Origin of the sequence: Micromonospora citrea, from assembly GCF_900090315.1 — a bacterium.
GTDB classification, from domain to species: Bacteria; Actinomycetota; Actinomycetes; order Mycobacteriales; family Micromonosporaceae; genus Micromonospora; species Micromonospora citrea.
Genome location: NZ_FMHZ01000002.1, coordinates 6,999,776 through 7,022,598, shown reverse-complemented (window position 1 = coordinate 7,022,598; position 22,823 = coordinate 6,999,776). Strand labels below are relative to the sequence as shown.

The 22,823-nt window shown below is 75.4% G+C and carries 22 protein-coding genes and 1 riboswitch; of the genes, 9 read left to right on the top strand and 13 right to left on the bottom strand.

Going from position 1 to position 22,823, the window contains the following annotated elements:
- The first annotated feature begins 53 nt into the window (after positions 1-53).
- On the top strand, positions 54-866 hold the full coding sequence (locus tag GA0070606_RS31195) for an AraC family transcriptional regulator (protein WP_091108454.1): 813 nt from the start codon (positions 54-56) through the stop codon (positions 864-866).
- Between the two features lie 102 nt (positions 867-968).
- Here GA0070606_RS31195 and GA0070606_RS31190 read toward each other — a convergent pair whose 3' ends face one another.
- Together GA0070606_RS31190 and GA0070606_RS31185 are read right to left on the bottom strand one after the other, a co-directional pair.
- Entirely contained in the window at positions 969-1,382 is a 414-nt protein-coding gene (locus tag GA0070606_RS31190) for a VOC family protein (RefSeq protein ID WP_091106921.1), read from the bottom strand.
- A 10-nt stretch (positions 1,383-1,392) separates the two neighbouring features.
- A complete protein-coding gene (locus GA0070606_RS31185; protein ID WP_245724888.1) occupies positions 1,393-1,836 on the bottom strand; it encodes a helix-turn-helix transcriptional regulator in 444 nt (147 codons plus the stop codon).
- A 161-nt stretch (positions 1,837-1,997) separates the two neighbouring features.
- Here GA0070606_RS31185 and GA0070606_RS31180 point away from each other — a divergent pair, with 161 nt between their 5' ends.
- Complete coding sequence (locus tag GA0070606_RS31180; protein ID WP_091106917.1) at positions 1,998-2,462, top strand: DUF1801 domain-containing protein; 465 nt, start codon at positions 1,998-2,000, stop codon at positions 2,460-2,462.
- A 132-nt stretch (positions 2,463-2,594) separates the two neighbouring features.
- Here the strand turns inward: GA0070606_RS31180 and pip are convergent, their stop codons facing one another.
- The gene (gene pip, locus GA0070606_RS31175; RefSeq protein ID WP_091106915.1) at positions 2,595-3,554 is read right to left on the bottom strand and encodes a prolyl aminopeptidase; all 960 of its coding nucleotides are present in this window, start codon (positions 3,552-3,554) and stop codon (positions 2,595-2,597) included.
- A gap of 52 nt (positions 3,555-3,606) precedes the next feature.
- Between pip and GA0070606_RS31170 the strand changes: the two genes are divergently transcribed.
- Positions 3,607-4,089 (top strand): MarR family winged helix-turn-helix transcriptional regulator, encoded by a 483-nt coding sequence (locus tag GA0070606_RS31170; RefSeq protein WP_091106913.1) that lies wholly within the window; start codon positions 3,607-3,609, stop codon positions 4,087-4,089.
- A gap of 204 nt (positions 4,090-4,293) precedes the next feature.
- On the opposite strand, the gene GA0070606_RS31165 is transcribed toward GA0070606_RS31170, so the two are convergent.
- The 4 genes from GA0070606_RS31165 to GA0070606_RS31150 all read right to left on the bottom strand — a co-directional run bounded on the left by GA0070606_RS31165 (position 4,294) and on the right by GA0070606_RS31150 (position 9,733).
- Positions 4,294-5,097, bottom strand: a complete 804-nt coding sequence (locus tag GA0070606_RS31165) for an SWIM zinc finger family protein (protein WP_091106910.1) — start codon at positions 5,095-5,097, stop codon at positions 4,294-4,296.
- The gene (locus GA0070606_RS31160) at positions 5,094-7,829 is read right to left on the bottom strand and encodes a DEAD/DEAH box helicase (RefSeq protein WP_176737489.1); all 2,736 of its coding nucleotides are present in this window, start codon (positions 7,827-7,829) and stop codon (positions 5,094-5,096) included. Before GA0070606_RS31160 ends, GA0070606_RS31165 begins: the two co-directional genes overlap by 4 nt.
- Before the next feature lie 108 nt (positions 7,830-7,937).
- Positions 7,938-8,753 (bottom strand): ABC transporter permease, encoded by an 816-nt coding sequence (locus tag GA0070606_RS31155; RefSeq protein WP_091106909.1) that lies wholly within the window; start codon positions 8,751-8,753, stop codon positions 7,938-7,940.
- Positions 8,750-9,733: an ATP-binding cassette domain-containing protein gene (locus GA0070606_RS31150; RefSeq protein ID WP_091106907.1), complete on the bottom strand. Its 984-nt coding sequence runs from the start codon at positions 9,731-9,733 to the stop codon at positions 8,750-8,752. The genes GA0070606_RS31155 and GA0070606_RS31150 overlap by 4 nt, the downstream gene beginning before the upstream one ends.
- Positions 9,734-9,806: 73 nt before the next feature.
- Between GA0070606_RS31150 and GA0070606_RS31145 the strand changes: the two genes are divergently transcribed.
- Both GA0070606_RS31145 and def read left to right on the top strand, forming a co-directional pair.
- On the top strand, positions 9,807-10,595 hold the full coding sequence (locus GA0070606_RS31145) for a TetR/AcrR family transcriptional regulator (protein ID WP_091106905.1): 789 nt from the start codon (positions 9,807-9,809) through the stop codon (positions 10,593-10,595).
- 10 nt (positions 10,596-10,605) lie between these two features.
- On the top strand, positions 10,606-11,124 hold the full coding sequence (gene def / locus GA0070606_RS31140; protein WP_091106903.1) for a peptide deformylase: 519 nt from the start codon (positions 10,606-10,608) through the stop codon (positions 11,122-11,124).
- 176 nt (positions 11,125-11,300) lie between these two features.
- On the opposite strand, the gene GA0070606_RS31135 is transcribed toward def, so the two are convergent.
- From GA0070606_RS31135 to GA0070606_RS31125, 3 genes are all read right to left on the bottom strand, one after another.
- Complete coding sequence (locus tag GA0070606_RS31135; protein WP_091106901.1) at positions 11,301-12,881, bottom strand: VWA domain-containing protein; 1,581 nt, start codon at positions 12,879-12,881, stop codon at positions 11,301-11,303.
- A 305-nt stretch (positions 12,882-13,186) separates the two neighbouring features.
- Positions 13,187-13,963: a GNAT family N-acetyltransferase gene (locus GA0070606_RS31130; protein WP_091106899.1), complete on the bottom strand. Its 777-nt coding sequence runs from the start codon at positions 13,961-13,963 to the stop codon at positions 13,187-13,189.
- Between the two features lie 219 nt (positions 13,964-14,182).
- On the bottom strand, positions 14,183-14,959 hold the full coding sequence (locus GA0070606_RS31125) for a sulfite exporter TauE/SafE family protein (RefSeq protein WP_091106897.1): 777 nt from the start codon (positions 14,957-14,959) through the stop codon (positions 14,183-14,185).
- Positions 14,960-15,202: 243 nt separating this feature from the next.
- Here GA0070606_RS31125 and GA0070606_RS31120 point away from each other — a divergent pair, with 243 nt between their 5' ends.
- The 3 genes from GA0070606_RS31120 (at position 15,203) to GA0070606_RS31110 (ending at position 19,052) form a co-directional block, all read left to right on the top strand.
- Complete coding sequence (locus tag GA0070606_RS31120) at positions 15,203-15,982, top strand: endonuclease/exonuclease/phosphatase family protein (protein ID WP_091106895.1); 780 nt, start codon at positions 15,203-15,205, stop codon at positions 15,980-15,982.
- 16 nt (positions 15,983-15,998) lie between these two features.
- Positions 15,999-16,084, top strand: a riboswitch (ZMP/ZTP riboswitch).
- A 15-nt stretch (positions 16,085-16,099) separates the two neighbouring features.
- Positions 16,100-16,966 (top strand): bifunctional 5,10-methylenetetrahydrofolate dehydrogenase/5,10-methenyltetrahydrofolate cyclohydrolase, encoded by an 867-nt coding sequence (locus tag GA0070606_RS31115; RefSeq protein ID WP_091106894.1) that lies wholly within the window; start codon positions 16,100-16,102, stop codon positions 16,964-16,966.
- Between the two features lie 346 nt (positions 16,967-17,312).
- Positions 17,313-19,052: a hypothetical protein gene (locus GA0070606_RS31110; RefSeq protein ID WP_141721902.1), complete on the top strand. Its 1,740-nt coding sequence runs from the start codon at positions 17,313-17,315 to the stop codon at positions 19,050-19,052.
- 47 nt (positions 19,053-19,099) lie between these two features.
- On the opposite strand, the gene GA0070606_RS31105 is transcribed toward GA0070606_RS31110, so the two are convergent.
- Positions 19,100-19,369 carry a hypothetical protein gene (locus tag GA0070606_RS31105; RefSeq protein WP_176737488.1) on the bottom strand — a complete coding sequence of 90 codons (270 nt, stop codon included), beginning with the start codon at positions 19,367-19,369 and terminating at the stop codon, positions 19,100-19,102.
- Positions 19,370-19,554: 185 nt separating this feature from the next.
- Between GA0070606_RS31105 and GA0070606_RS31100 the strand changes: the two genes are divergently transcribed.
- Positions 19,555-20,661, top strand: coding sequence for an epoxide hydrolase family protein (locus GA0070606_RS31100; RefSeq protein WP_091106888.1), 1,107 nt, complete (start codon positions 19,555-19,557; stop codon positions 20,659-20,661).
- A gap of 89 nt (positions 20,662-20,750) precedes the next feature.
- Here the strand turns inward: GA0070606_RS31100 and GA0070606_RS31095 are convergent, their stop codons facing one another.
- Entirely contained in the window at positions 20,751-21,764 is a 1,014-nt protein-coding gene (locus GA0070606_RS31095) for a hypothetical protein (RefSeq protein ID WP_091106886.1), read from the bottom strand.
- Complete coding sequence (locus GA0070606_RS31090; RefSeq protein WP_091106884.1) at positions 21,761-22,771, bottom strand: tyrosine-type recombinase/integrase; 1,011 nt, start codon at positions 22,769-22,771, stop codon at positions 21,761-21,763. Before GA0070606_RS31090 ends, GA0070606_RS31095 begins: the two co-directional genes overlap by 4 nt.
- Positions 22,772-22,823 lie beyond the last annotated feature (52 nt).

The window sequence follows — 22,823 nt, the reverse complement described above, 5'->3', positions numbered from 1 at the left end:
TGTGGGTGGACGTCGCGGTCCCGCGCCCGTCGGTTCGACTGCCGGGAGTCAGCATGGCCGGGTTCTGCCATCGTGCCCCGGCCTCGGTGAACATCTCCATGGTCGCGTACCCGTCCGTCACCCTGCTCGTCGATCTGAGCGAGGGAGCCGGCGTCAGCTATGAAACCCACGGCCGGCAGGAGCGCGGCAGTGTCATCGTCGGGCTCCTGCCCGGCGACCTCCGAGCAACTGGCCGGGGAGCCGGACAGTTGCTCCAGATCCGGCTGGATCCGGTCGCGGCGGCTGCGATGTTCGGCGCATCGACCGAGCTCAGCGGGACGGTGGCAGCCCTTGAGGAGTTCTGGGGCCAGGACGCCGGGCGGGCCGAGGACAGGCTGCGCGCCGCCGCGTCGTGGGACGAACGTTTCACGATCGCGGCGGACATCCTCAGCCGACGGTTGGGCTCCCACCCACCGGTCGACCCCCAGGTCGCCCACGCTTGGCGGCGGACGCTCACCAGCCGGGGGCGGGTGCGGGTCGACGGCCTGGCGGACGAGGTCGGCTGGAGCCGCAAGCGTCTGTGGTCCCGCTTCCGGTCCCAGCTCGGCACCACCCCCAAACGCGCCGCCCGGCTGGTGCGCTTCGACCACGCCGCCCACCTGCTCGCGGCGGGCCACGGTGCCGCCCATGTTGCGGCCGAGAGCGGCTACGTCGACCAGTCCCACCTGCACCGGGAGGTTGCGACGTTCGCCGGGCTCACGCCCACGACCCTGGCCGCCGCGCCGTGGCTCGCGATCGACCACGTCGCGTGGCCGGCTTCATCGCCCGCAGGCGAGAGCACGCCGTCCTGCGATGCGCCATGCGCGCCAAGCTCGCGTCCCGGATGAGGGGCGCCCACACCAGCCCAACCAATCAGAACTCCCGCCGGCTCTCTTCGCTCGATCTGCGCGGTTCACCCGGACAGTGCCGACACCCTCGTGCCGGCGGGCTCAGGCGGGTGCGCCGGTGACGCGGACGAGGTTGCCGGCGGGATCACGGAAGGCGCAGTCGCGGACTCCGTAGTCCTGGTCGACGGGTTCCTGGACCACCTCGGCGCCTGCGGCGCGGACACGGTCGTAGAGCCCGTCGAGGTCGTCGGTGGCCAGCGTGACAGCGGTGTAGACGCCCTTGGTGATGAGTCGCAGGATGGTGCCGCGCTCCTCGTCGGTGATGCCCGGGTCGGCCGCCGGCGGGTGCAGCACGATGGAGGTGCCGGGCTGCCCGACCGGGCCGACGGTGATCCACCGCATGTCCTCGTAGCCGGCGTCGCCGCGGACCTCGAAGCCCAGGACGTCGCGATAGAAACTCAGGGCGGCGTCGGGATCGGTGTGCGGGAGGAAGACGTGCTGGATGGTGATCCTCATGCCCGTCAGGTTACGAAGCGCCGCCGGGGCGGGCTTTCCGATTCCTGACCGGTCTGGTCACCTGCTTGCTCAGGCACGGTGGAATGCCCGCCGCGGCCCGGGAGTGGTCACGTCGGTAGACGCTCGGGGGCACGCCGACCAGCTCGGCGAACCTGGTGCTGAACGTGCCCAGCGAGGAGAAGCCCACCGCGAAACACACGTCGGTGACGCTGAGGTCGCCGCGGCGCAGCAGCGTCATCGCCCGCTCGATCCGCCGGGTCATCAGGTACGAGTACGGGGACTCGCCGTAGACGCGGCGGAACTCCCGGCTCAGGTGCCCGACCGACAGGTGCGCCCCACGGGCCAGCGCCTCGAGGTTCAGCGGCCTGGCGTACTCGCGGTCGATCCGGTCGCGGACCCGGCGGATCACGGCGACGTCGCGCAGCCGCTGCGCCTCCGCACGCCCGACACCCACGCACGCCATCGTCGCACCCCCGCACCCGCCACGCCGGCGTGGCGGGTGCGGCGTGTCCCCGAGGCGCGGGGGCGACGCACCGGTCAGGAATCGAGAAGCACCGGCATCCAGGGCACGGTTAGCGTCGCCACCATCCACCGGCAACGACCAGGAGTGACGCGATGGGCACCAGCAGCAGTGCGAGGAGCGGGGCAGGCGCCGCCGGCTTCTCCGAGGACGAGCGCGCCGCCATGAGGCAGCGCGCCGCGGAGCTGAAGAGGGAGGCGAGCCGCGGTCGCCGCGACAAGGCAGCCGCCGAGGAACTCGACGTGCTGGCGAAGATCGCGGAGATGGAGCCGTCGGACCGCGCGCTGGCCGAACGCGTCCACGCCATCGTCACCGCCAACGCCCCGGAGCTGTCGCCGAAGCTGTGGTACGGACAGCCGGCCTACGCCCGGAAGGGCAAGGTCGTGTGCTTCTTCCGCAGCGGGCACGCGGACAAGCAGCCCTACTCCACCTTCAGCTTCACCGCCGAGGCCAACCTCGCCGCCGGCCGCGGCCTGTGGCCCACGTCCTACGGCGTGACCGAACTCGGCGACGAAGCGGCGGACACCATCGCCGCCCTCGTCAGGAGTGCCATCAGCTGACCCTTCTGAGACACCGAGCCGACGGGTGGGGATCGTCCCGCGCGTCGGTCTCCGTAAGGGCCGGGCCGCCGACGGTGGCGGTCGCCCGCGCGCCGGCGGGGCCACGGATCGCGCCCCGCCGGCGCCGGGTCGTCAGCGGCGTTCGGCGAAGCCGTCCAGCGCCGCCACGACCCGTTCGGCCATGCCGTGCCCGCTGCCGTGCCCGGCACGCTCCAACAGTTCCAGGCGCGCGTCGGGCCAGGACTGCGCCAGCAGCCACGGGATGTCGGGCGGGCTGCTGACGTCGAGGGTGCCGTGCAGCAGCACGCCGGGAATGCCGGCCAGCCGCCCCACGCCGCGCAGCACCTCGTCGTCGGGCAGGAAGCACGCGTTGCGCCAGTAGTGGGTGACCAGGCGGGCGAACACCATCCGGAACACCGGGTCGGCGTAGCGGGGATCGGGTTGGTGCCCGGGCACGGTGGCGACGTGGGTGTCCTCCCAGGCGCACCAGTCCCGCGCGGCCCGGTCCCGCACCGCCGGGTCCGGGTCGGCCAGGAGGCGAGCGTACGCGTCGGCCAGGTCGCCGTCGCGGTCGGCCGGCGGCACCCCGTCGCGGAACCGGGCCCACTCGGCGGGGAAGACCCGCCCCATGTCCCGGGTGATCCACTCGATCTCCCGTCGGGTGCCGGCGGTGATGCTGAACAGCACCAGCTCGCTGACGCGCTCCGGGTGCCGCTGGGCGTACGCCAGGGCGAGGCAGGACCCCCAGGAGGCGCCCACCACCAGCCAGCGGTCGACCCCCAGGTGTTCGCGCAGCCGTTCGGCGTCGGCGACCAGGTGGTCGGTCGTGTTGGTGGACAGGTCCACCGTCGGGTCCCCGGCGTGCGGGAGGCTGCGGCCGCAGCCGCGCTGGTCGAACAGGGTCACCTGGTAGCGGGCCGGGTCGAACAGGGTCCGCCAGCTCGGTCCGCAGCCCGAGCCGGGCCCGCCGTGCAGCACCACCGCCGGTTTGCCGTCGGGGTTGCCGCAGGTCTCCCAGTACACGAGCTGACCGTCGCCCACGTCGAGCATCCCGTGCGCGTACGGCTCCGTCAGCGGGTACCGCTGCGTCATCGCCTGTCCTCCCTCGCCCCACCGAATACAACAGCGCTGTTACATTAGCGGGGTGACTGACGTTCCGGACCGGGAGGCCGTGGGCACGCTGCTGCGCCACGTCCTCGACGTGCTCGACGGCGACGTGGCCGCGGTGTACGCGGAGCGGGGCCTGGCCGACTACCGGCCCCGGTTCTCGCCGCCGCTGCGGGCGCTGGTCGCCGACGGGCCGCTGCCCATCCGTGACCTGGCCCGCCGGGTCGGGGTCACCCACTCGGCGGCCAGCCAGACCGTGGCCCAGATGGCCCGCGCCGGCCTGGTGGAACTGACCCCGGGCACCGACGCCCGGCAGCGCGTCGTGCACCTGAGCGACCGGGCGCGGCAGTTGCTGCCGGTCATCGAGGCGGAGTGGGCGGCGACGACCGCCGCCATGCGGGAGCTCGACGCCGAGCTGCCCGTGCCGCTGGCCGACCTGCTGCACGAGGTGCTCGCCGCCGTCCGCCGCCGGCCGATGCGCCAGCGCATCGCCGACGCGGGGCTGCCGCCACCGTCCTGACGCGTCGGCCGGCACCGGAAGCGGGCGGCGCGCGCCGGTCCGCGCCGCCCGCGACAGCCCCACGACCAGCGGTGACGGCCCGACGACCGCTGCCGGGCCGCCATCCCCGGATCCCGGCCGTCCCACCCGTGGCGGGGGACCGCCGGCAGTCACGCCCCCGCGGCGGGGACCGGCACGCCTCACGCCCCCGGCGTCGCCGCGCCGTCAGTCCTGCCGCAGCAGCGCCGCCGCCCGGTCGGCGGCCACGGCCACGAGGCGGCGCAGGGCGTCGACGTCCACGTCGGGGCCCGGCGGCAGCAGCGGCAGGATCGGCGCGCCCGCCGGCCCCGGTGGTGGCGGCGGGGGTGGCGCCGGTCGGGCGTACGCCTCGGCGGCGGCCGTGCCCGCCGCGTCCGGCCCGTCGGGGTGCCGAACCGCGGCGGCGCGCGGGGCGGGGTCCTCGTGCGACTCCGTGTCGACGCGGCCGGGCGCGGGCGCGGCGGCGAGCAGCGTGGCGGCGTCCCGGCCCCGGATCAGCAGCAGCAGGGCGGGGTCGGTGTCGAGCAGCCAGGACACCTGGTGGCACAGCGCGGCGGCGTGCCGGCACGGGTGGTCCCACTCCGGGCAGTCGCAGTCCGGGGTGACCTCGCCCAGCCCGGGCAGCAGCCGCACCCCGGACAGGTCGGCCAGGTCGCGGGGCAGTTGCCCGGCCAGCAGCGCCGCCTGGTGCCCGGCGCGGGCGGCCACCTCGGCGGCCAGGCGGTGCCAGTCCGCGTCGCCGAGCGGGGCGACGCGCACCCGGGTGGCGTACGCCTGCTCGGTGTCGCCGTCGTGCACGGCGGCGGCGAGCCGGCCGGCGCTGACGGTGATCGGGCCGACGTGCCCGGCGGCGGCCAGCCGGCGGCCGGCGCGCAGCGGGCGGTCGTCGAGTGCGTCGGCCTCCCACGCCCGGTTCCACGCCGCACCCCACCAGGTGCGGGGGCGGCGGGCCCGGCCGGGCGGGAAGGCGGGGAAGCCGCGCGGGGTCATCGGTCGCCTCCGAGGGTCACCAGGTCGGCCAGTTCGGTGTCGCTGAGCGCGGCCAGGGCCGCCGGTCCGGCGTCGAGGACGGCCTCGGCGAGTTCCCGCTTGCCGGCGAGCAGGGCGGCGACGCGGTCCTCGACGGTGCCCTCGGCGATGAGCCGGTGCACCTGCACCGGCCGGGTCTGCCCGATCCGGTACGCCCGGTCGGTGGCCTGGTCCTCCACGGCGGGGTTCCACCACCGGTCGTAGTGCACGACGTGGTCGGCGCGGGTCAGGTTCAGGCCGGTGCCGGCGGCGCGCAGCGACAGCAGGAACACCGGTGCCTCGCCGGCGTCGAACCGCCGGACCAGGTCGTCGCGGGCGGCGACGGGCAGCCCGCCGTGCAGCAGCAGCGCTGCGACGCCACGGTCGGTCAGGTGCCGGTGCAGCAGCCGGGCCATCGCGACGTACTGGGTGAACACGAGCACCGCGCCGCCGCCGGGCAGGATCGTGTCGAGCAGTTCGTCGAGCAGGTCGAGCTTGCCGGAGCGGCCGGCCAGGGGCGCGCTCTGACGCAGGTACTGGGCGGGATGGTTGCAGATCTGCTTGAGCGCGGTGAGCAGCCTGACCACCAGCCCGTGCCGGGCGAAGCCCTCGGTGTCGGCGATCGCCTCGAGCAGTTCGGCCACGCACGCCTGGTAGAGGGCGGCCTGCTCGGCGGTGAGCGCGACCGGCTGGTCGGTCTCGGTCTTGCCGGGCAGTTCCGGGGCGATGCCGGGGTCGCTCTTGCGGCGGCGCAGCAGGAACGGTCCGACGAGGCGGGCCAGGTCCCGGCCGGCGTCGGGGTCGCGGTCGGTCTGCACCGGCTTGACCCAGCGGGCCCGGAACTCGGTCAGGGTGCCGAGCAGGCCGGGGGTGGTCCAGTCCAGGATGGCCCACAGGTCGGTGAGGTCGTTCTCGACCGGGGTGCCGGTCAGGGCGACCCGGGCGGCGGCGGGGATCGCGCGCAGCGCCGCCGCGGTCTCCGAGTGCGGGTTCTTCACGTGCTGGGCCTCGTCGGCGACGAGCAGCGGCCACCGGCGGGCGGCCAGCCGGGACGCGTCGCGGCGCAGGGTGGCCCAGGTGGTCAGGACGAACCCGCCGTCGAGGTCGTCGAGGTGGCGGTCGGGGCCGTGGAAGCGACGCACGTCGGTGCCGGGGGCGAAGCGGCGGATCTCCCGTTCCCAGTTGCCCAGCAGCGACGCGGGGCACAGCACCAGGGTCGGGCCGGCCGTGGCGGGGTCGGCCTGCCGGTGCAGGTGCAGCGCGATGAGGGTGACGGTCTTGCCCAGCCCCATGTCGTCGGCGAGGCAGCCGCCGAGGCCGAGCGCGGTCAGCCGGGCCAGCCAGCGCAGCCCCTGCCACTGGTAGTCGCGCAGGGTCGCGGTCAGTCCGGCCGGTCGGGGCACCGGGGGTGCGGTGGCGCCGTCGGCGAGGCGCGCGGCGATGTCGGCCAGCCAGCCCTCGGTGGCGACGTCGACGCGTTCGCCGTCGACGTCGGCGGCGCCGGTCAACGCGGCGCGCAGCGCGGGCATCGCGGTCAGCGTCGCGGCGTGCGGGTCGCGGGCACGGCGGGCCAGGTCCGGCGGGACCAGCACCCACCGTTCGCGCAGCCGCACCACCGGCCGGTGCGCGTCGGCGAGCCGGGCGACCTCGGCCGGGGTGAGCGGCGTGCCGTGCAGGCTCAACCTCCAGTGCAGCGCCAGGCCGCCGGGCTCGGCGAGCAGCCCCGAGCCGCCGGCGCGGCGGGCCGGGGCGCGCAGCACCGCCGAGGTGGTGAGGCCGCGGTCGAGACCCGCCGGCCAGTGCACGTCGACGCCGTCGGCGGCGAGGCGGGCCGCCGCGCCGGTGGCCAGGTCGACGACGTCGGCGTCGGTCAGCGCCGTCGCGTCGGGCACGGCCGCCTCCAGCAGCCCGGCCAGGGGCGGCCAGGACCGCGCCGCGTGGCGCAGGGCCAGCAGCGTGGCGTCGCGGGACTCGGGCGGGAAGCCGGGCACCGGGGCGCGCCACAGGGCGGCGGCGTCGGCGACCAGTCCCGGCGTGGCGGGGCGGTGCACCTGCGCCACCAGCCGCCACGGACCGTCGGGGGTGTCGAAGTGTTCCAGGCGCAGCGACAGCCGTACGGCCGCCTCGGCGTGGGCGGCGACGCGGGCGGCCCAGTCGCGCAGCCGACCGACGGCGGCGGCTGTCGGCGCCGACCACGCGTCGGTGGCCGCGTCGTCGCGGGGCAGGGTGTCGGCGACGGCGTCGAGGAAGTCGCGCAGCAGCCGCGCCGGGTCGGGCAGCCAGGTGGGGGTGCGTCCCGGCACCGGCGTCGCGCGGGCGGTGGCGGGCATCGCGGCGGCGAGCCGCGCGTGCCGGGCCTCGTCGTCGGCGGTGAGCGGCCCGATGCGCCAGGCGTCGTGGCCGGCGGCGGTCACCGCGGGCAGCAGCAGGCCGCGGGCGGCCAGGTGCAGGGCCTCCCGGGTGGCGGCGGCCCAGAACGCGGCCGCCGGGTCGGTGGCCGCGGCGGCGAGCAGCAGCGGTACGGCGTCCCGCGTCGGTATCCGCAGCGCGGGCACCGGCGCGGGGCGCCCGTGCGGCGGCGTGGCCAGCGTCGCCTCGACGGGTTCGCCGGGCCCCTCGGGCGAGGGCCCGCCGTCGGGTGACCAGACGAGCAGCGTCCCGGCGCGGGGCGGGTCGGCGGGGGTGAACGTGACGGCGTGGGAGCCGATCGTCACGGGCGTCCTTTCCGGGTGCGGGTGGGCGGCGTCGTGGAGGCGTCGGTGGGTGGTGCGGGGGCCGCAGAGCGGCGCGGGATGGGACGGTCCGTCCGGTCGCCGTTGCGTTCACCTGCCGAGGCCGCGGTAGCGGTGTACCGCCAGGGGCAGGAACACGGCGATCAGCAGCAGCGGCCACGCCACGGCGAGGGCGACGGCGTGCTGCGCGGCGAACGAGTCGCCGCCCCAGCCGGGGTTGCCGAACAGTTCCCGGCAGGCCGCGACGGTCGCCGACAGCGGGTTCCACTGCGCGAGCGCGGCCAGCCAGCCGGGCATGGTGTCGGGGGAGACGAAGGCGTTGGAGGTGAACCCGACGGGCCAGACGAGGATCTGCAGCACCGCCACCGACTCGGGTTTACGCAGCACCAGCGCCAGGTGGATGCCGACCCAGATCAGGGCGAAGCGCAGCAGCAGGAGCAGCCCGACGGCGGCCAGGGCGGAGCCGGCGCCGGCACGCCACTGCCAGCCGACGGCGACGCCGCAGGCGAGCATGACGGCCAGTCCGACGGCGGAGTGCAGCAGGTCGGCGGTGGCCCGACCGGTGAGCACGGCCGAGGGGGCCATCGGCAGGGACCGGAACCGGTCGGTGACGCCGCGGGCGGTGTCGGTGGCCACGGCCGCGTACGTGGACTCGATGCCGAAGGCCATCGTCATGGCGAACATGCCGGGCAGCAGGAACTCGCGGTAGTCGCCGCCGCCGGGCACGCTCATCGCGCCGCCGAAGAGGTAGGCGAACATCAGCACCAGCAGCACCGGGAACAGCAGCCCGACGATCGCCTGCGCGGGCTGGTGGACCCAGTGCGCCAGCGCCCGGCCGGTGAGCGTGGCGCCGTCGGCGACGGTCCAGCGCAGGCGGTGCGGCAGCGGGTGGGCGGTCGTGCTCATGCGGTCACCTTCTCCTCGGTGGGGCGGGCGGTGGGGGAGTCGTCGCCGGTGAGCCGCAGGAACACCTCGTCGAGGGTGGGTCGGCGCACCGCGATGTCGGCGGCGCTCAGCCCGCTGTCGTCGAGGGCGCGCAGCACGGCGGCCAGCGCGGCGACCCGCGCGGTGACGGGCACGCTGACGCGCAGGGCGGCCGGGTCGACCCGCGGGGCCGCGCCGACGGCGGCGCCGACGGCCCGGGCGGCCGGCGTCAGGTCGTCGGCGCGGGGCAGCACCACGTCGATCCGGTCGCCGCCGAGCGCGGCCTTCAGCTCGTCGGGGGTGCCGTCGGCGATGACCCGGCCGGCGTCGACGACCCGGATGCTGTCGGCGAGCTGGTCGGCCTCCTCCAGGTACTGCGTGGTGAGCAGCACGGTGGTGCCGTCGGCGACGAGCCCGCGTACGGCGTCCCACACCTGCGCCCGGGCGCGCGGGTCGAGCCCGGTGGTGGGCTCGTCGAGGAAGAGCACCGGCGGGTCGAGGATCAGGCTGGCCGCGAGGTCGAGCCGGCGGCGCATCCCGCCGGAGTACGTGCCGACGGGCCGGTCGGCGGCGTCGGTCAGGTCGAAGCGGGTGAGCAGTTCGGCGGCGCGGGCGCGGGCACGGGCGCGGCCCAGGTGGTGCAGCCGGCCGAAGAGCACCAGGTTCTGCCGGCCGCTGAGCACCTCGTCGACGGCGGCGTGCTGGCCGACCAGCCCGATGCGGGCGCGGACCTGTTCGGGGTGGCGTCGCACGTCGGCGCCGGCCACCCGGGCGGTGCCGGCGTCGGGCCGCAGCAGGGTGCTCAGCACCCGCACCGCGGTGGTCTTGCCCGCGCCGTTGCGGCCGAGCAGCCCGCACACCGTGCCGGCCGGCACGGTGAGGTCGAGGCCGGCCAGGGCCTCGGTGTCGCCGTAGCGCTTGCGTAGTCCCTCGGCCTCGACGGCCGGTCCGTTCCGGTACATCCACGCCCCCTTCCTCGTTTTCGTACGCCGTACGGTACACCATACGGTACGGCGCACGGTAGAGTTTCGTGGCATGACGACCGAGTACAGCGGCACCGGCGATCCCGCGCGCAGCCTCGCCCTGCTCTGGCGCACCCGCGAACGCGCCAGCCGCAAGGGCCGACCCGACCTGTCGGTCGACCGGATCGTCCGCGCCGCCATCGAGGTCGCCGACGCCGACGGCCTGGCCGCCCTGTCCATGCGCCGGGTCGCCGAGCGCCTCGGCGTCGGCACCATGTCCCTCTACACGTACGTTCCGGGCAAGGGCGAGCTGCTCGACGTCATGCTCGACACCGTCTACGGCGAGACCGCCCGCCCCGACGACGTGCCCGGCGACTGGCGCGGCCGCCTCGAACACGTCGCCCGCGAGACCTGGGCGCTCTACCTGCGCCACCCCTGGCTGCTGCAGGTCGCCACGACCCGCCCCCCGCTCGGGCCCAACGTCCTCGCCCGCTACGAGTACGAACTGCGCGCCGTCGACGGCATCGGCCTGACCGACCTGGAGATGGACGCCGTCGTCACCCTCGTCTCCGGGTACGTCCACGGCGCCGTGCGCAGCGCCGTGGAGGCCGCCCAGGCCGCCACGCGCACCGGCATGACCGAGGAACAGTGGTGGCAGGCCCACGCCCCCTACCTGGAGAAGGCCCTCGACCCGCGCCGCTACCCCCTCGCGGCCCGCGTCGGCGCCGCCGCCGGTCAGGAGTACCAGGCCGCCGCCGACCCCGCCCGGGCGTTCGAGTTCGGGCTGGCCCGCATCCTCGACGGCATCGAGGTGCTCGTCGCAGGCCGCCCGGGCGCCGCCGCCCCGACCGGCGACGGATAACCTTTCCGGCATGACGATGCGGCCCATCAGGATCATCGGCGACCCGGTGCTGCGCACCCCGAGCGAGCCGGTCACCAGCTTCGACGCCGAACTGCGCGCCCTGGTCACCGACCTGATGGACACACTGCTCGGCGCGCCCGGCCGCGCCGGCGTCGCCGCCCCGCAGATCGGCGTCAACGCCCGGGTGTTCGTCTACGACGCCGACGGCCACCGCGGCCACCTGGTCAACCCGACGCTGGAGCTGTCGGAGGAGCTGCAGGACGACGACGAGGGCTGCCTGTCCATCCCCGGCCTCTACTTCCCGACCACCCGGGCGATGCACGCCACCGCCCACGGCTTCGACCAGCACGGCGAACCGCTGACCATCTCGGGCAGCGGTTTCCTCGCCCGGGCCCTGCAGCACGAGACCGACCACCTGGCCGGCCGCCTCTACGTCGACACCCTGCGCGGCGACACCCGCCGCAAGGCGCTGCGCGAGATCCGCGCGGGCCGTTTCGACTCGCCCAGCCGCCGCGGCCGCACCGCGTAGCCCGCGCGAGCGCCCCGCCGCACCGCGCGGCCGCGCGTCAACGCCGCAGTACGCCACCGGCCGCCGCACCGCGGAGCCGCGTCGACCCGCCCGCGTACGCCACCGGCCGCCGGACCCCGTCGGGGCCCGGCGGCCGGGACGTCACCTGCGGGGCTCGTCCCCGCGCGCGACGGTCGTCACTTCGGCGGCGGAGCCACCAGGCACACCGCCGGCGTCGAGGCGTTGCCGGCGTCGTCCACGCCGACGATCAGCGCGTCGCCGCGCAACGTCACCTTGTAGTCGATGTCGCCGGTGCCGTCCTTCACCCGCGACTGGGCCCCCGGCGCCTGCACCAGCTTGATCTTGGTGCCGGCCGGGAACGGCCCGAACCGCACGCTCGGGTCCGCCGCGTCACCGATGAACACCTCCACCGCCGTGTCCACCACGTCCGTCGACGTCAGCTCGTAGAAGCCGTCCGGGTTGTACGAGCCGGGGACGTTGTCGCCGCTCGGGTTGTTCGTCGGCACGCACGCCGTCGCCGGAGCGGTCGTGTCGACCACCCGCATCACCGCGGTGTCGCTGCCGGTGTTGCCGGCCGTGTCGGTGGCCGTGCACGTCACCGTCGTGGCCCCCAGCGGGAACGTCGAGCCGGGCGGCGGCACGCACGCCGGGGTCAGCGGACCGTCGACGTTGTCCGTCGCCGTCGCCGGGTAGTCGATCACCGCGCCGGCCGGGCTGGTCGCCTCCACCGTCCGGTCGTCGACGACCACCGTCGGCGGCGTGACGTCGTTGACCCGCACACGGATCTGCTGCGTGAACGCCGGCCCGCCGGACAGGCCGTTGAGCCGGAACTCGACCGTGCAGGTCAGCTCCGCGCCCTGCGTGGCGTCGCCCGCCACCGTGATCGTCTCGGCGAACGGCACGTCGGTGCCCGACTGCTGCGTACGCGACGGCGCGTCGAAGCCCACCGACAGGCCGGCGTCGCACGACGTCACCGTCGGGGTGACCGTGACGTCGAGGTCCCGCAGGCCCGCCAGGATGGCGGCGGTCACCGTGTCGGGGGAGCTGCCCACCAGCTGCCCGCCGGTGGCCGACACCACCGCCGTGGCCTGCCCGGTGGCGTCCAGGCCGCCACCGCCGCCGCTGACGTTCACCGCCAGCAGCCGTGCCTCGTCGGCCTGCAGGGCCGCCGTCGCCTGCGCCAGGGTGCGCCCGTTGCTCGGGTCGTGGCTCGGCGCGTCACCCACCAGCACCACGATCCGGCTGCTGCCCGAGCGGTAGGCGATCGCGCCCTCGGAGACCTCGACCAGCGCGTTCACCCACGCCTCCGGGGTGTCCCCGCCGCCGCCGGCGGCCAGCCCGTTGACGGCGTCCTGCAGCGCCGTCGCGTCGTCGGTCAGACCCTGCCGCACCCGGAACAGCTCCGCGCCGTCGCCGGTGTCCCGGTAGGAGGCCACCGCGAACTGCGCCGACGGCTGCGCGGCGCGCACGTCGGTGATGACCTGCTGCAGATTGGTCCGCACGTTGGCGATCGCCCCGCCCATGCTGCCGGTCGTGTCGACCAGCAGCACCACGTCGGGCTTCGGCGGGATCGGCGGAGTGGACACCACCTTGTTGACGCCGATGGTCGTGCCGGGGTCGGCGTCGCGGTCCACCAGGGCCGGGCTCACCCCTGGCGCCGCCGCCGCGGGGGTCGCCAGCGCGGTCACCGCCGCCGTCACGGCGGCGAGCACACTCACCGTCCGTGTTCGCCGCCAGGGCACTGCTGCTGTTGCCATCCGTTGCTCCTTCAGCTCCGCCGCGCGCGGGACGCGCGACCTCTGCCGGGAGACGCTAGGGCCGGGGCCGGCCCTGACCGGTCCGACACCAGCACGACCCAGCGTCGGGTTCCCGACCCTGAACGGCGGCCGCACATGCAGGCGAAACGCTTCTCACATCGGCATTCCGCCGGTCGTCTGGGCGACGCCGACGACCGGCCGCGCCGCCGCGCCACCCGGCTCGACCGCCCCGACCGCCCGGCCCGCCGCCACCACCCGACCCGCCACCGACGCCGCCCGGCGAGACGCCGCACCGGGGCCACGGATCACCGCACGCGGGCGGTCAACGCGTACTCGCCGTAGTCGGCGACGCGGGTGAAGCCCAGCCGCTCGTAGAGCCGCACCGCCGGCCCGTTGTCCGCCTTCACGTTCAGCGTCACGTGCGCGACGCTGCCCAGCAGCCGCCCGCACAGCGCCGCCACCACCGCCGCGCCGAGGCCCCGCCCGCGCGCCCGGGGATGGGTCGTCACGTTACCCAACGCCGCCACCCGGTAGGCCGGCGAGAACACGTGCACGCCGGCGACGGACACCACCTCGTCGCCGTCGCGGACGCCCACGTACTGGCCGGTGTCCAGCATCCGAGGGTCGAACCAGTTGCCCGGGTACGCCTGCGCGTACAGCCGGTTCAGCGCCGGCAGGTCGGCCGCGCCCAGCACCACGCCCGCCGGCGCGGTCGTCGCCAGCCGGACCGGTTCCGTCAGCGCCATCTTGAGGTGCGGGCCGGCCGGCTCCATCCGGAACGCCGGGGCCAGCGCCGGCTCGCAGCCGGGGGACAGGTGCGCCCACAGCCGTGCCGGCAGCACCGGCGCCAGCTCGCGCAGCAGCTCCGTCAGCTCCGCCACCCGCGGCGGGGCCGCGAAGGCCAGCAACGTCGGCGGGTCGGCGCCGTGGTACAGCAACGCCACCTCCTGCCCACGGCGGAACCAGGTGGTGTACGGCCAGAAGAAGTCGTCGAGGTCGCCCAGCTGGTAGGCGTGCAGCGCCGGATCACGCCCCAGCAGCCCGGCGAGGACGGCCCGGTCGTGTTCGGCGCGTACCGGCATCCGCTGATGATCACACACGGTCCGCCGCCGGGACGCGTGGGCGCGGGGGCGCGGGCCAGCAGCCCGTGGCGGGGGCCCGGGCGAGGCCGCACTCGCCTGGTCGCCCACCTGAGCGAGGGCAACCAGCCCAGGACACCACGGGCAGCGGTACGCCGTGCACCGCCGCCCGCACCCGCGAGCCAGGGGAACGGCCACACCCCGGGCCGTCCGGCACCGCGGTCAGGTCGACGCCATCCACTGGTCGTAGCCGAGCTTGCCCACCAGCGCCAACACCACCACCAACAGCACGATCCGCACGAAACCGGAGCCACGCCGCAACGCCATCCGCGCCCCGAGCACCGCCCCGGCGATGTTGCACACCGCCATCGCCGCGCCCAGCAGCCACCACACGTGCCCGGTCGCCGCGAACACCACCAGCGCCCCCAGGTTCGTGCCCGCGTTCACGATCTTCGCCATCGCCGAGCCGTGCACGAAGTCCGCACCGATCAGCGCGGTGAACGCCAGCACCAGGAACGTGCCCGTGCCCGGCCCGATCAGCCCGTCGTACAGCGCGATGCCCACACCGGCGACCGCGACCGCCGCCGCCGTGCGCCGCCGGGTCCGCCGCTGCGGCTGCGCCACCACCCCGAGGCGCGGGCGCAGCACCACGAACACCGCCACCGACACCAGCACCGCCAGCACCACCGGCCGGTACGCCGACGCCGGCACCGACCCCGCCAGCGCCGCACCCAGCCCCGCGCAGCACACCGCCAACCCCGCCGACGGTCCCGCCACCGCCCAGTCGATCTTCGTACGGCGCGCGTACGTCACCGCCGCCGTCGTCGTACCCGCGATCGCCGCCAGCTTGTTCGTGCCCAACGCCGACGCCACCGGCATCCCCGGCGCCGCCACCAGCAGCGCCGGCAGCAGCAACAGGCCACCGCCCCCCACCACGGCATCGACCCACCCCGCCACGGCGGCCGCGGCGAGCAGAGTGGTCAGCGACAGAGGGTCCACGGGCGGCAATTCTTCCCACCGCCGGCCGCCCCACGAGACCACCTGTGGCCAGCCTCACCAGCACCGGGACACAGCGGCCCGGCCGGACGCGCCGGCCCCCGACCCACCCGACCGACCGGTCTCACCGGCCCCGCCGACGACGCAGCCACACACCCACCGCGCCCACCGCCACGAAGAGCAGCATCGAACACCACAACGCCTTCCACACCCGGCAACCCTCCCACGGCGACGTAGGGTGCAAGCGTGCGCCTGGCCACCTTCAACCTGCTGCACGGCCGGTCCCTCACCGACGGCCTCGTCGACCCCGACCGGCTCACCGCCGCCGTCACCACCCTCGACGCCGACGTCCTGGCCCTGCAGGAGGTCGACCGCGACCAGAGCCGCAGCGGCAGACTCGACCTCACCGCCATCGCCGCCCGCGCCCTCGGCGCCGACGAACACCGCTTCGCCGCCGCCGTCGTCGGCACCCCCGGCGAACAGTTCCGCCCCCTGCGCCACGACGACGACGGGCACGGCGAGCCCTGCTACGGCATCGGCCTCGTCACCCGCTACCGCGTCCGCACCTGGCAGGTCACCCGGCTGCGGCCCGCCCCCGTACGCTCACCCGTCTACGTCCCCGGACCTGGCGGCGGACTCACCCTCCTGCACGACGAACCCCGCGTCGTCCTCGCCGCCGTCCTCGACACCCCCCACGGGCAGCTCACCGTCGCCGCCACCCACCTGTCCTTCGTCCCCGGCTGGAACGCCCACCAACTCCGCCAGACCGTCCGCGCCCTGCGCGCCCTGCCCGCACCCCGCGTCCTGCTCGGCGACCTGAACCTCCCCGCCGGCCCCGCCCGCCTCCTCACCGGCTGGCGCCCCCTCGGCCGCCGCCCCACCTACCCCGCCGGGCAACCCCGCGTGCAGCTCGACCACATCCTCGCCGACCGCCACGGCATCGACCGGCTCCCGCCCGTCACCGCCGTGCACACGCCCCTGTCCACCATCTCCGACCACCGCCCCCTCCTGGTCGACCTCGGCTGAGCCTCCTGTGGCAAGCTGAACGCGACGCGACTGGCGGCCAGGGGATGGGCAACAACCATCGGGGAGCTCCACCAGCGCAGGTCGACCGCCTGGGCCTGCGCTGACGACAGGAGCACCATGCCCACCGCCCGCCTCCTGCCCGGCGCCCCCGTGGCCGAACGCATCCTCGCCGACGTCGCCGCCGGCGTCACCGCCCTGCGCGCCGCCGGAACCACCCCCAGCCTCGCCACCATCCTCGTCGGCGACGACGACGCCAGCGCCGGCTACATCCGCATCAAGCAGCGCCAGGCCGCCGAACTCGGCTTCGACTCACCCCACGTCCACCTGCCCGCCACCGCCACCCAGGCCGACCTGCACCGCGTCATCACCGAGTTCAACACCGCACCCGACGTGCACGGCCTGCTCATCCAGCACCCCATCCCCGGCCACCTCGACTACGACCGGGCCCTGCAGACCATGGACCCCGACCTCGACGTCGACGGCATGCACCCGCTCAACATGGGCCGGCTCGCCCTCGGCCTGCCCGGCCCCCTGCCCTGCACCCCCGCCGGCATCGAAGCGCTGCTGGCCTTCCACGACGTCCCCGTCGCCGGCCGCGACGTCGTCATCCTCGGCCGCGGCGCCACCCTCGGCCGCCCCCTCGCCCTGCTGCTCACCCAGAAGCGCCCCACCGCCAACGCCGCCGTCACCGTCGTGCACACCGGCGTCCCCGACTGGGCCACCCACACCCGCCGCGCCGACATCCTCATCGCCGCCGCCGGCGTGCCCGGCATCGTCCAGCCCGAACACGTCCGCCCCGGCGCGGTCGTCATCGGCGGAGGCGTCCGCTACGAAGGCCGACGCCTGCTGCCCGACGTCGACGAGTCCTGCGCCGAGGTCGCCGGCGCGATCACCCCGCGTGTGGGGGGAGTGGGCCCCACCACCGTCGCCATGCTCTTCCGCAACGCCCTCGACGCCGCCCGCCGCGCCACCGGCCACGCCTGACCGCACGCACCGCGCCCGGCCCCGGCAGCCCACGGGCACGCCCCACCCCCGGCGGGCGGACGACCCGACCCCTACCCGGCGGCGCGGGCAATCCCGCCCCTGGCACCGCAGCGGGCGACCCGACCCCTGGCCCCGCGGCGGGCGACCCCACCACCATCGCGCGTGGCGGGTTGCCCGCCGCCGGGCCACCGTCCCCGTGCCCGACCGGTCACCACTCGTCGCCGCCGGCCGGGCCCCCGCCGTGGCCACGGCCCGCCCGGCCACCGGTACGGCCCGACCAGGACCGGCCACCCCACGGGGGCGTCTGCCGCCGGCGGTGTCGGAGGCCGACCCTACGATGCCCGCGATGAGCGCAACCGTGGTGGCACACGTCCGTCAGACCCTCGCCCGATTCACCGTCGGCGATGCCCCGCCCGTGTCGCCCGCCGAGCGAGCGGCATGGGCGCACGCGCTGATCGACGGCGCGGACCCGGGCGCCGCCGCCGACCAACTGGTGCTGGCGTTGCAATGCGGCGAGGCGGCACCGGACACACTGCTGGCCGCGGCGCGGCGGCTCACCGGCAGGCACGCGCAGGCCGTGGTGGCCGCCGCCATCGACGCCGGCCACGTCAACGCGCGCTCCTACGACTCCGGCCAGGGCCGGCCGGCGGCCGGCGAGTTCGCCCGGGTCGCCGCCGGCTCCGCCGAGACCGAGGACGCGCTGCTGCGCGCGGTCCTCGTGACCCATCCCTACGAGGACCGACCCGGCAGCTTCCCGCACCGCAACCGGATGCGCCGCATCGCGGCGGTCCTCGCGGTGCTGTCCGACGCGCACCGCGACGAGCCGGCCCGGCTGGAGCACTGGTCGCGGATCCTCGGCGACGCCGACCGGCCCCGGCTCGCCGGCGCCGCCAGCCTGCTGGCGCCGCTCGGGCTGGCCGAGATCGACCGGCACTGCGGCGGGTTGGGCGACAACGTCCCCGAGATCGAGTCGGTACCGTTGGTACGCGCCCTCGCCGAGGCCGGCCACGCGGGAGAGGCCCTGGAACTCGCGGCACGGCTGAACCCGCACGACCGCCAGGAGGCGCTGGTCGCCACGGCGCGGGTGGTGACCGACGCGCGCGACGCGCGCGCCGTGGTGGCCGCGTTCCGCGCCTGCCCGAAGGGCGGCCGCGACCGCGACCGGCAGATGGCCCACCGGCACCGGTTCGCCCGGATGCTGCTCGCACTCGGCCGGGTCGACGACGCGCTGACCGAGCTGTCCAGGATGCGCGACTGCCGCACCTCCGGGTTCGGGCCGGCCCCGCTGGCGTGGGAGCTGGTGCGATGGCTCGACCAGCGACCGGACGAGGCCACCGGGCAGCGCCTGCGCGCGGTGCTCGACGCGCTGGCGAGCCCGCACGTCATACCGCAGGAACTCGCCCCGTGCGTCGCGCCGGTGCTCCACCAGGTGTTCGTGCTCGCCGACCCGGTGCTGCGCGCGGAGATCGCCGGCGCCCGCGCGTCCGGTCTGCGGGCGAGGCTGCAGCCCGGAGACCGGGCACTGGTCGACGCCGGGCTGGCGGCCGGGCTGGCCGCGGTCGGCCGGATCGACGAGGCGACGGAGTTCCTGCGCGCCGCCGTGCGGACGGCGCGGCACGGCCGGCAGTTGTTCCTCAGGCCGTGGCCGCTGATCGAGGCGGCCGTGGCGGCCGACGTGGCCGACCGGGACCGGGACCTGTTCGCGGAGGTCCTCGACATGCTGGCCGCGGGGGCGTCGTCCGGGTCGCTGAGCCCCGCCGTCGCCGTTCGGCTCGGTCCGACCGGCCGCGCCGCCGCCGCGCGGCTGCTCGACCGGTTCCCCGTGGAGCACGCCGGTGAGTGGGCCGCCTGCCTCGCCGGCGCCGCGGCCGCGACCGGTGAGCTCGACACGCTCCTCGCGCTGCTGGCGGTCGTGCCCGACGGGGCATCCGCCCGGGCGGTCGGCCGTGCGATCGCCGCGGCCCTGGCACGGCGGGGCGAGCTCGTCGACGCCCGTGCCGTGGCCGACGCGTGCGGCCTGCGGCACGACGTCCCGGTGGCCGGCGCGGCGACCACGGCCGGCAACGGGCCGACACGGGCGGGGTAGGGGACAGGTCCACGCGTGCCGGCGACGGGTCGCCGGCACGGCCCCTCCTACCGCAGCAGCGCGCGCTCGTCGACGTGACGGGTCGGGCTTCCCGTGAAGACGTCCACCGTCGTCGGGCCGTACGCCAGATTCAGCGTGTCCAGCCGGTAGCTCCAGGCGCCACCACGGGCCGCCGGCCACGAGAACCGGTAGTTGACCTGCCACCGCACCCACTCGCCGTACCTAAGCCACACCGCCGGCGGGCGCCGCCAGCGGCGCGGCGCGCCCCACGGCGTGGCCTCCAGTTCCACGCGCAGCCGGCCTTCGGTCTCCGTCAACATCACCCCGGCCCGGTCGGGGTTCCCGTTCCGCACCGTCTCCCGCGGCGCGAAATCGTGCGCCTCACGACCTCCACGTGACGAGCCCGACACATCGTGGGCCCGGCCAATGACCGCTGTTAACGTTGGTCAAGCCAACGTTGGTTCAGCCAACACAAGAGGCCTGACCCGCAGGAGCCCCCACCATGATCAAGCCGTTCCGCATCGACATCCCCCAGGCCGACCTCGACGACCTCACCGACCGACTCGCCCGCACCCGCTGGCCCAACGAGGTCACCGACGCCGGCTGGGACTACGGCTTCCCCCTCACCCGCCTCAAGGAACTCGCCGAACACTGGCGCACCCGCTACGACTGGCGCACACACGAAGCCAAGCTCAACGAACTCCCACACTTCACCACCGACATCGACGGCCAGAACATCCACCTCGTCCACGTCCGATCCGCCAAACCGGACGCACTCGCCCTCGTCCTCACCCACGGCTGGCCCGGATCGTTCCTGGAGTTCCTCGACGTCATCGAACCCCTGTCACGCCACTTCCACCTGGTCATCCCCTCCATCCCCGGCTACGGCTTCTCCGGCCCCACCCACGAACGCGGCTGGGACACCCTCCGAATCGCACACGCCTGGGCCGAACTGATGCGCCGCCTCGGATACGAACGCTACGGCGCACAGGGCGGCGACTTCGGCTCCGGCATCTCCACCGCCCTCGGCGCGATCGCACCCGAACACGTCGTCGGCGTACACGTCAACTACCTGCCCACCCGCCCCGACCCCGAAGCCGACATCCCACTGTCCGCAACGGACGAAGCCCGCCTCGACAAGATCCGACACCTGATGGCGAACCGCCCGCCCTACCAGGCCCTCCAGGCCACCACCCCACAGACCATCGGCTACGCGCTCACCGACTCACCCGTCGGCCAACTCGCCTGGATCGCCGAGCGCTTCGCCCACTGGACCGACCCACACTCACAGATCAGCGACGACCGCCTGCTCACCAACACCACGCTCTACTGGCTCACCGCCACCGCCGCCTCCTCCGCCCGACTGCACCGCGAAGCCCCCCGGCGAACCGAACCCTGCCCGGTACCGGTCGGCGTCGCGGTGTTCGCACACGACATCACCCAGCCGGTACGACCACTGGCCGAGCGCCTGTACGACATCAGGCACTGGTCGGAATTCGAACACGGCGGCCACTTCGCCGCCATGGAGGCGCCCGAACTGCTCGCCGAGGACATCCGGACCTTCTTCCTCACCCACACCCAGCACCACCACCCGACCACCACCCACTGACGAACGACGCCGGCCGCGAACGCCCCGCAACGTTCGCGGCCAGCCACACCGCCCAGGCCCCCACCAGCCCGACCCCGCACAACCCACCCTCACCGCGCCGCGATCCGCTCCACCGCCGCACACCACCCCGGCAGAAACGCCAACACCTCGTCCGCCCGCCGCCGCCGCTCCGCCGCCGACAACACCCCCAGATCCGCCACCGCCGCCTCGAACGACGGCGCCAACTCCACACCCCACCCCGGCGCGTCCACCGCCAGCACCGCGTGACACCGCGCATACGTCGCCACGACCCAGAACATCGCCTCCCGATGCGACCCCGACGCCACCAACGCGGCACCACCATCCACCACCACCGGCCGCGCCACCGCCGTGATGTCCGCACTGAAGGCGAACCGCGTCCGCGCCACCCCCGCCGCCACGTCGAACGTCCGCGCCAACCCCGCCAGATGCTCCGCCACCCGCCCCGCCGACACCCCACCGCCGTCCAACAGCCCCAGCATCTCCGCATAGCGATCCGCCATGCCGTACGCCGCCAACACCTCCCGCGCCACCACGTACCGCCGCCGCACCGTCGGCTCCACCAACCCCGCCACCAACGGCAACACCGCCGTCAAGGACGTCGGGAACAACCACGCCGTCACCTGCTCGTGCAACGGCCCCGACACCGGCAGGCCCCGCAACCCCGCCTCGACACGCGCCCGCAACCCCGCCAACCGACGCCGCACCCACACCCGATCCGCGAACTCCGCCGACACCCGCGCCCGCAACCCCGCCAACCGACCCGTCGGATCCGCCAACACCCCGTCGCCCCGCAGACACCCCGCGAACACCCACGACCCCAACACGTCCTCCGCCGAGCCCAACTCCTCCCACGTCACGAAACTGACCTCCAGCAGCACCCCGCCCCACCGGAACTTGCCCAGCTTCTCCGCCGGCTCCGCCCGCACCACCAGCACGTCCACGTCCGACCACGGCGGCAACACCGCATCCGCCGCCATGCCCAGGACCGACCCGCTCAGCAGCGCACCCTCCACTCCCGGCGTGCGCGCCGCGTACCGGCGCACCCACGCCGCCGCCACCGCGCGCGCCGCGCCCGCCCTCACGACCGCGCCGCCGACCCGGACGCCGCCAACGCCGCCAACGCCCGGTTGGTACGGTTGGACCGCACCGCCTCCCGCTGCTGCCCGGCCGTCACCTCGATGTACGTCTGCGACGACGCCAGCGACGCGTGCCCCAGCAACCGCATGATCTCCGCGGCGCTCGCCCCGTCCTCCGCCAACCGCGTCGCGAACGTGTGCCGCAACGCGTGCAGCCGCGCCCCCCGCGGCACCCGGTCGGTGATGCCGGCCCGCCGGTAACAGGACTCCACCAGATACTGCAGCCCGCCCCGGCGCAGCGGCTCACCCCGCCGGTCCACCAGCAACGGCGCGTCCGGCCGCACCGTCCGAGAGCCGAACCGGCGCGCCCGACTGTCCAGGTAGCCCGCCAGCACCCCGTCCAGCTCCGGCTCGATCGGCACCACCCGCGGGCGCCCACCCTTGCCGGCCACGTCGATCCGCCGCTCACCCGGTCGACCCGCGACCGAGCCCACCCGCAACGCCAGCAGCTCCGACAGCCGCAGACCCGCGCACAGCGCCAACGCCAGCACCGCCAGGTCCCGCTCCGGCCACGGGTCGCGTTGCCGGCCCTCCTGGCGGGCCACCGAGGCGAGCAGCTGCTCCGGGGTGTCCGCCCCGCGCAGCGGCTTGGGCTGGGGGAGCGGCGCCCGGGGCCGCCCGACCGCCGGCATCGGGTTGCCGGCGACCGCCCCGTCGGCGACCAGGAAGGAGAAGAAGCTGTTCCAGGTGGACCAGGCCCGGTGCACGGAGGCCGCCGCGCGGGGAGCGGCGAACCGGGCGAACGCCGCCCGCATGACCCGGGGAGTCAGGGCGGCGACGGGCAGATCGTCGAGGGGGAGGGGAGGGGTGGCCTCCTGCGCCGCGAGCGCTGCCACCGTACGCAGATCCCGGCGGTAGGCCGCGAGGGTGTGGGGGGAGGGCTTGCGGGTGGCGCGAGCGGTCAGGAACTCCTCGATCAACCACACTACCGATTCGTCCTTTTTGTCATGCATAAGCACTATTATGCATGACTTTCGCGTTCGCCGGCAACGGCGGGAGAGGGGG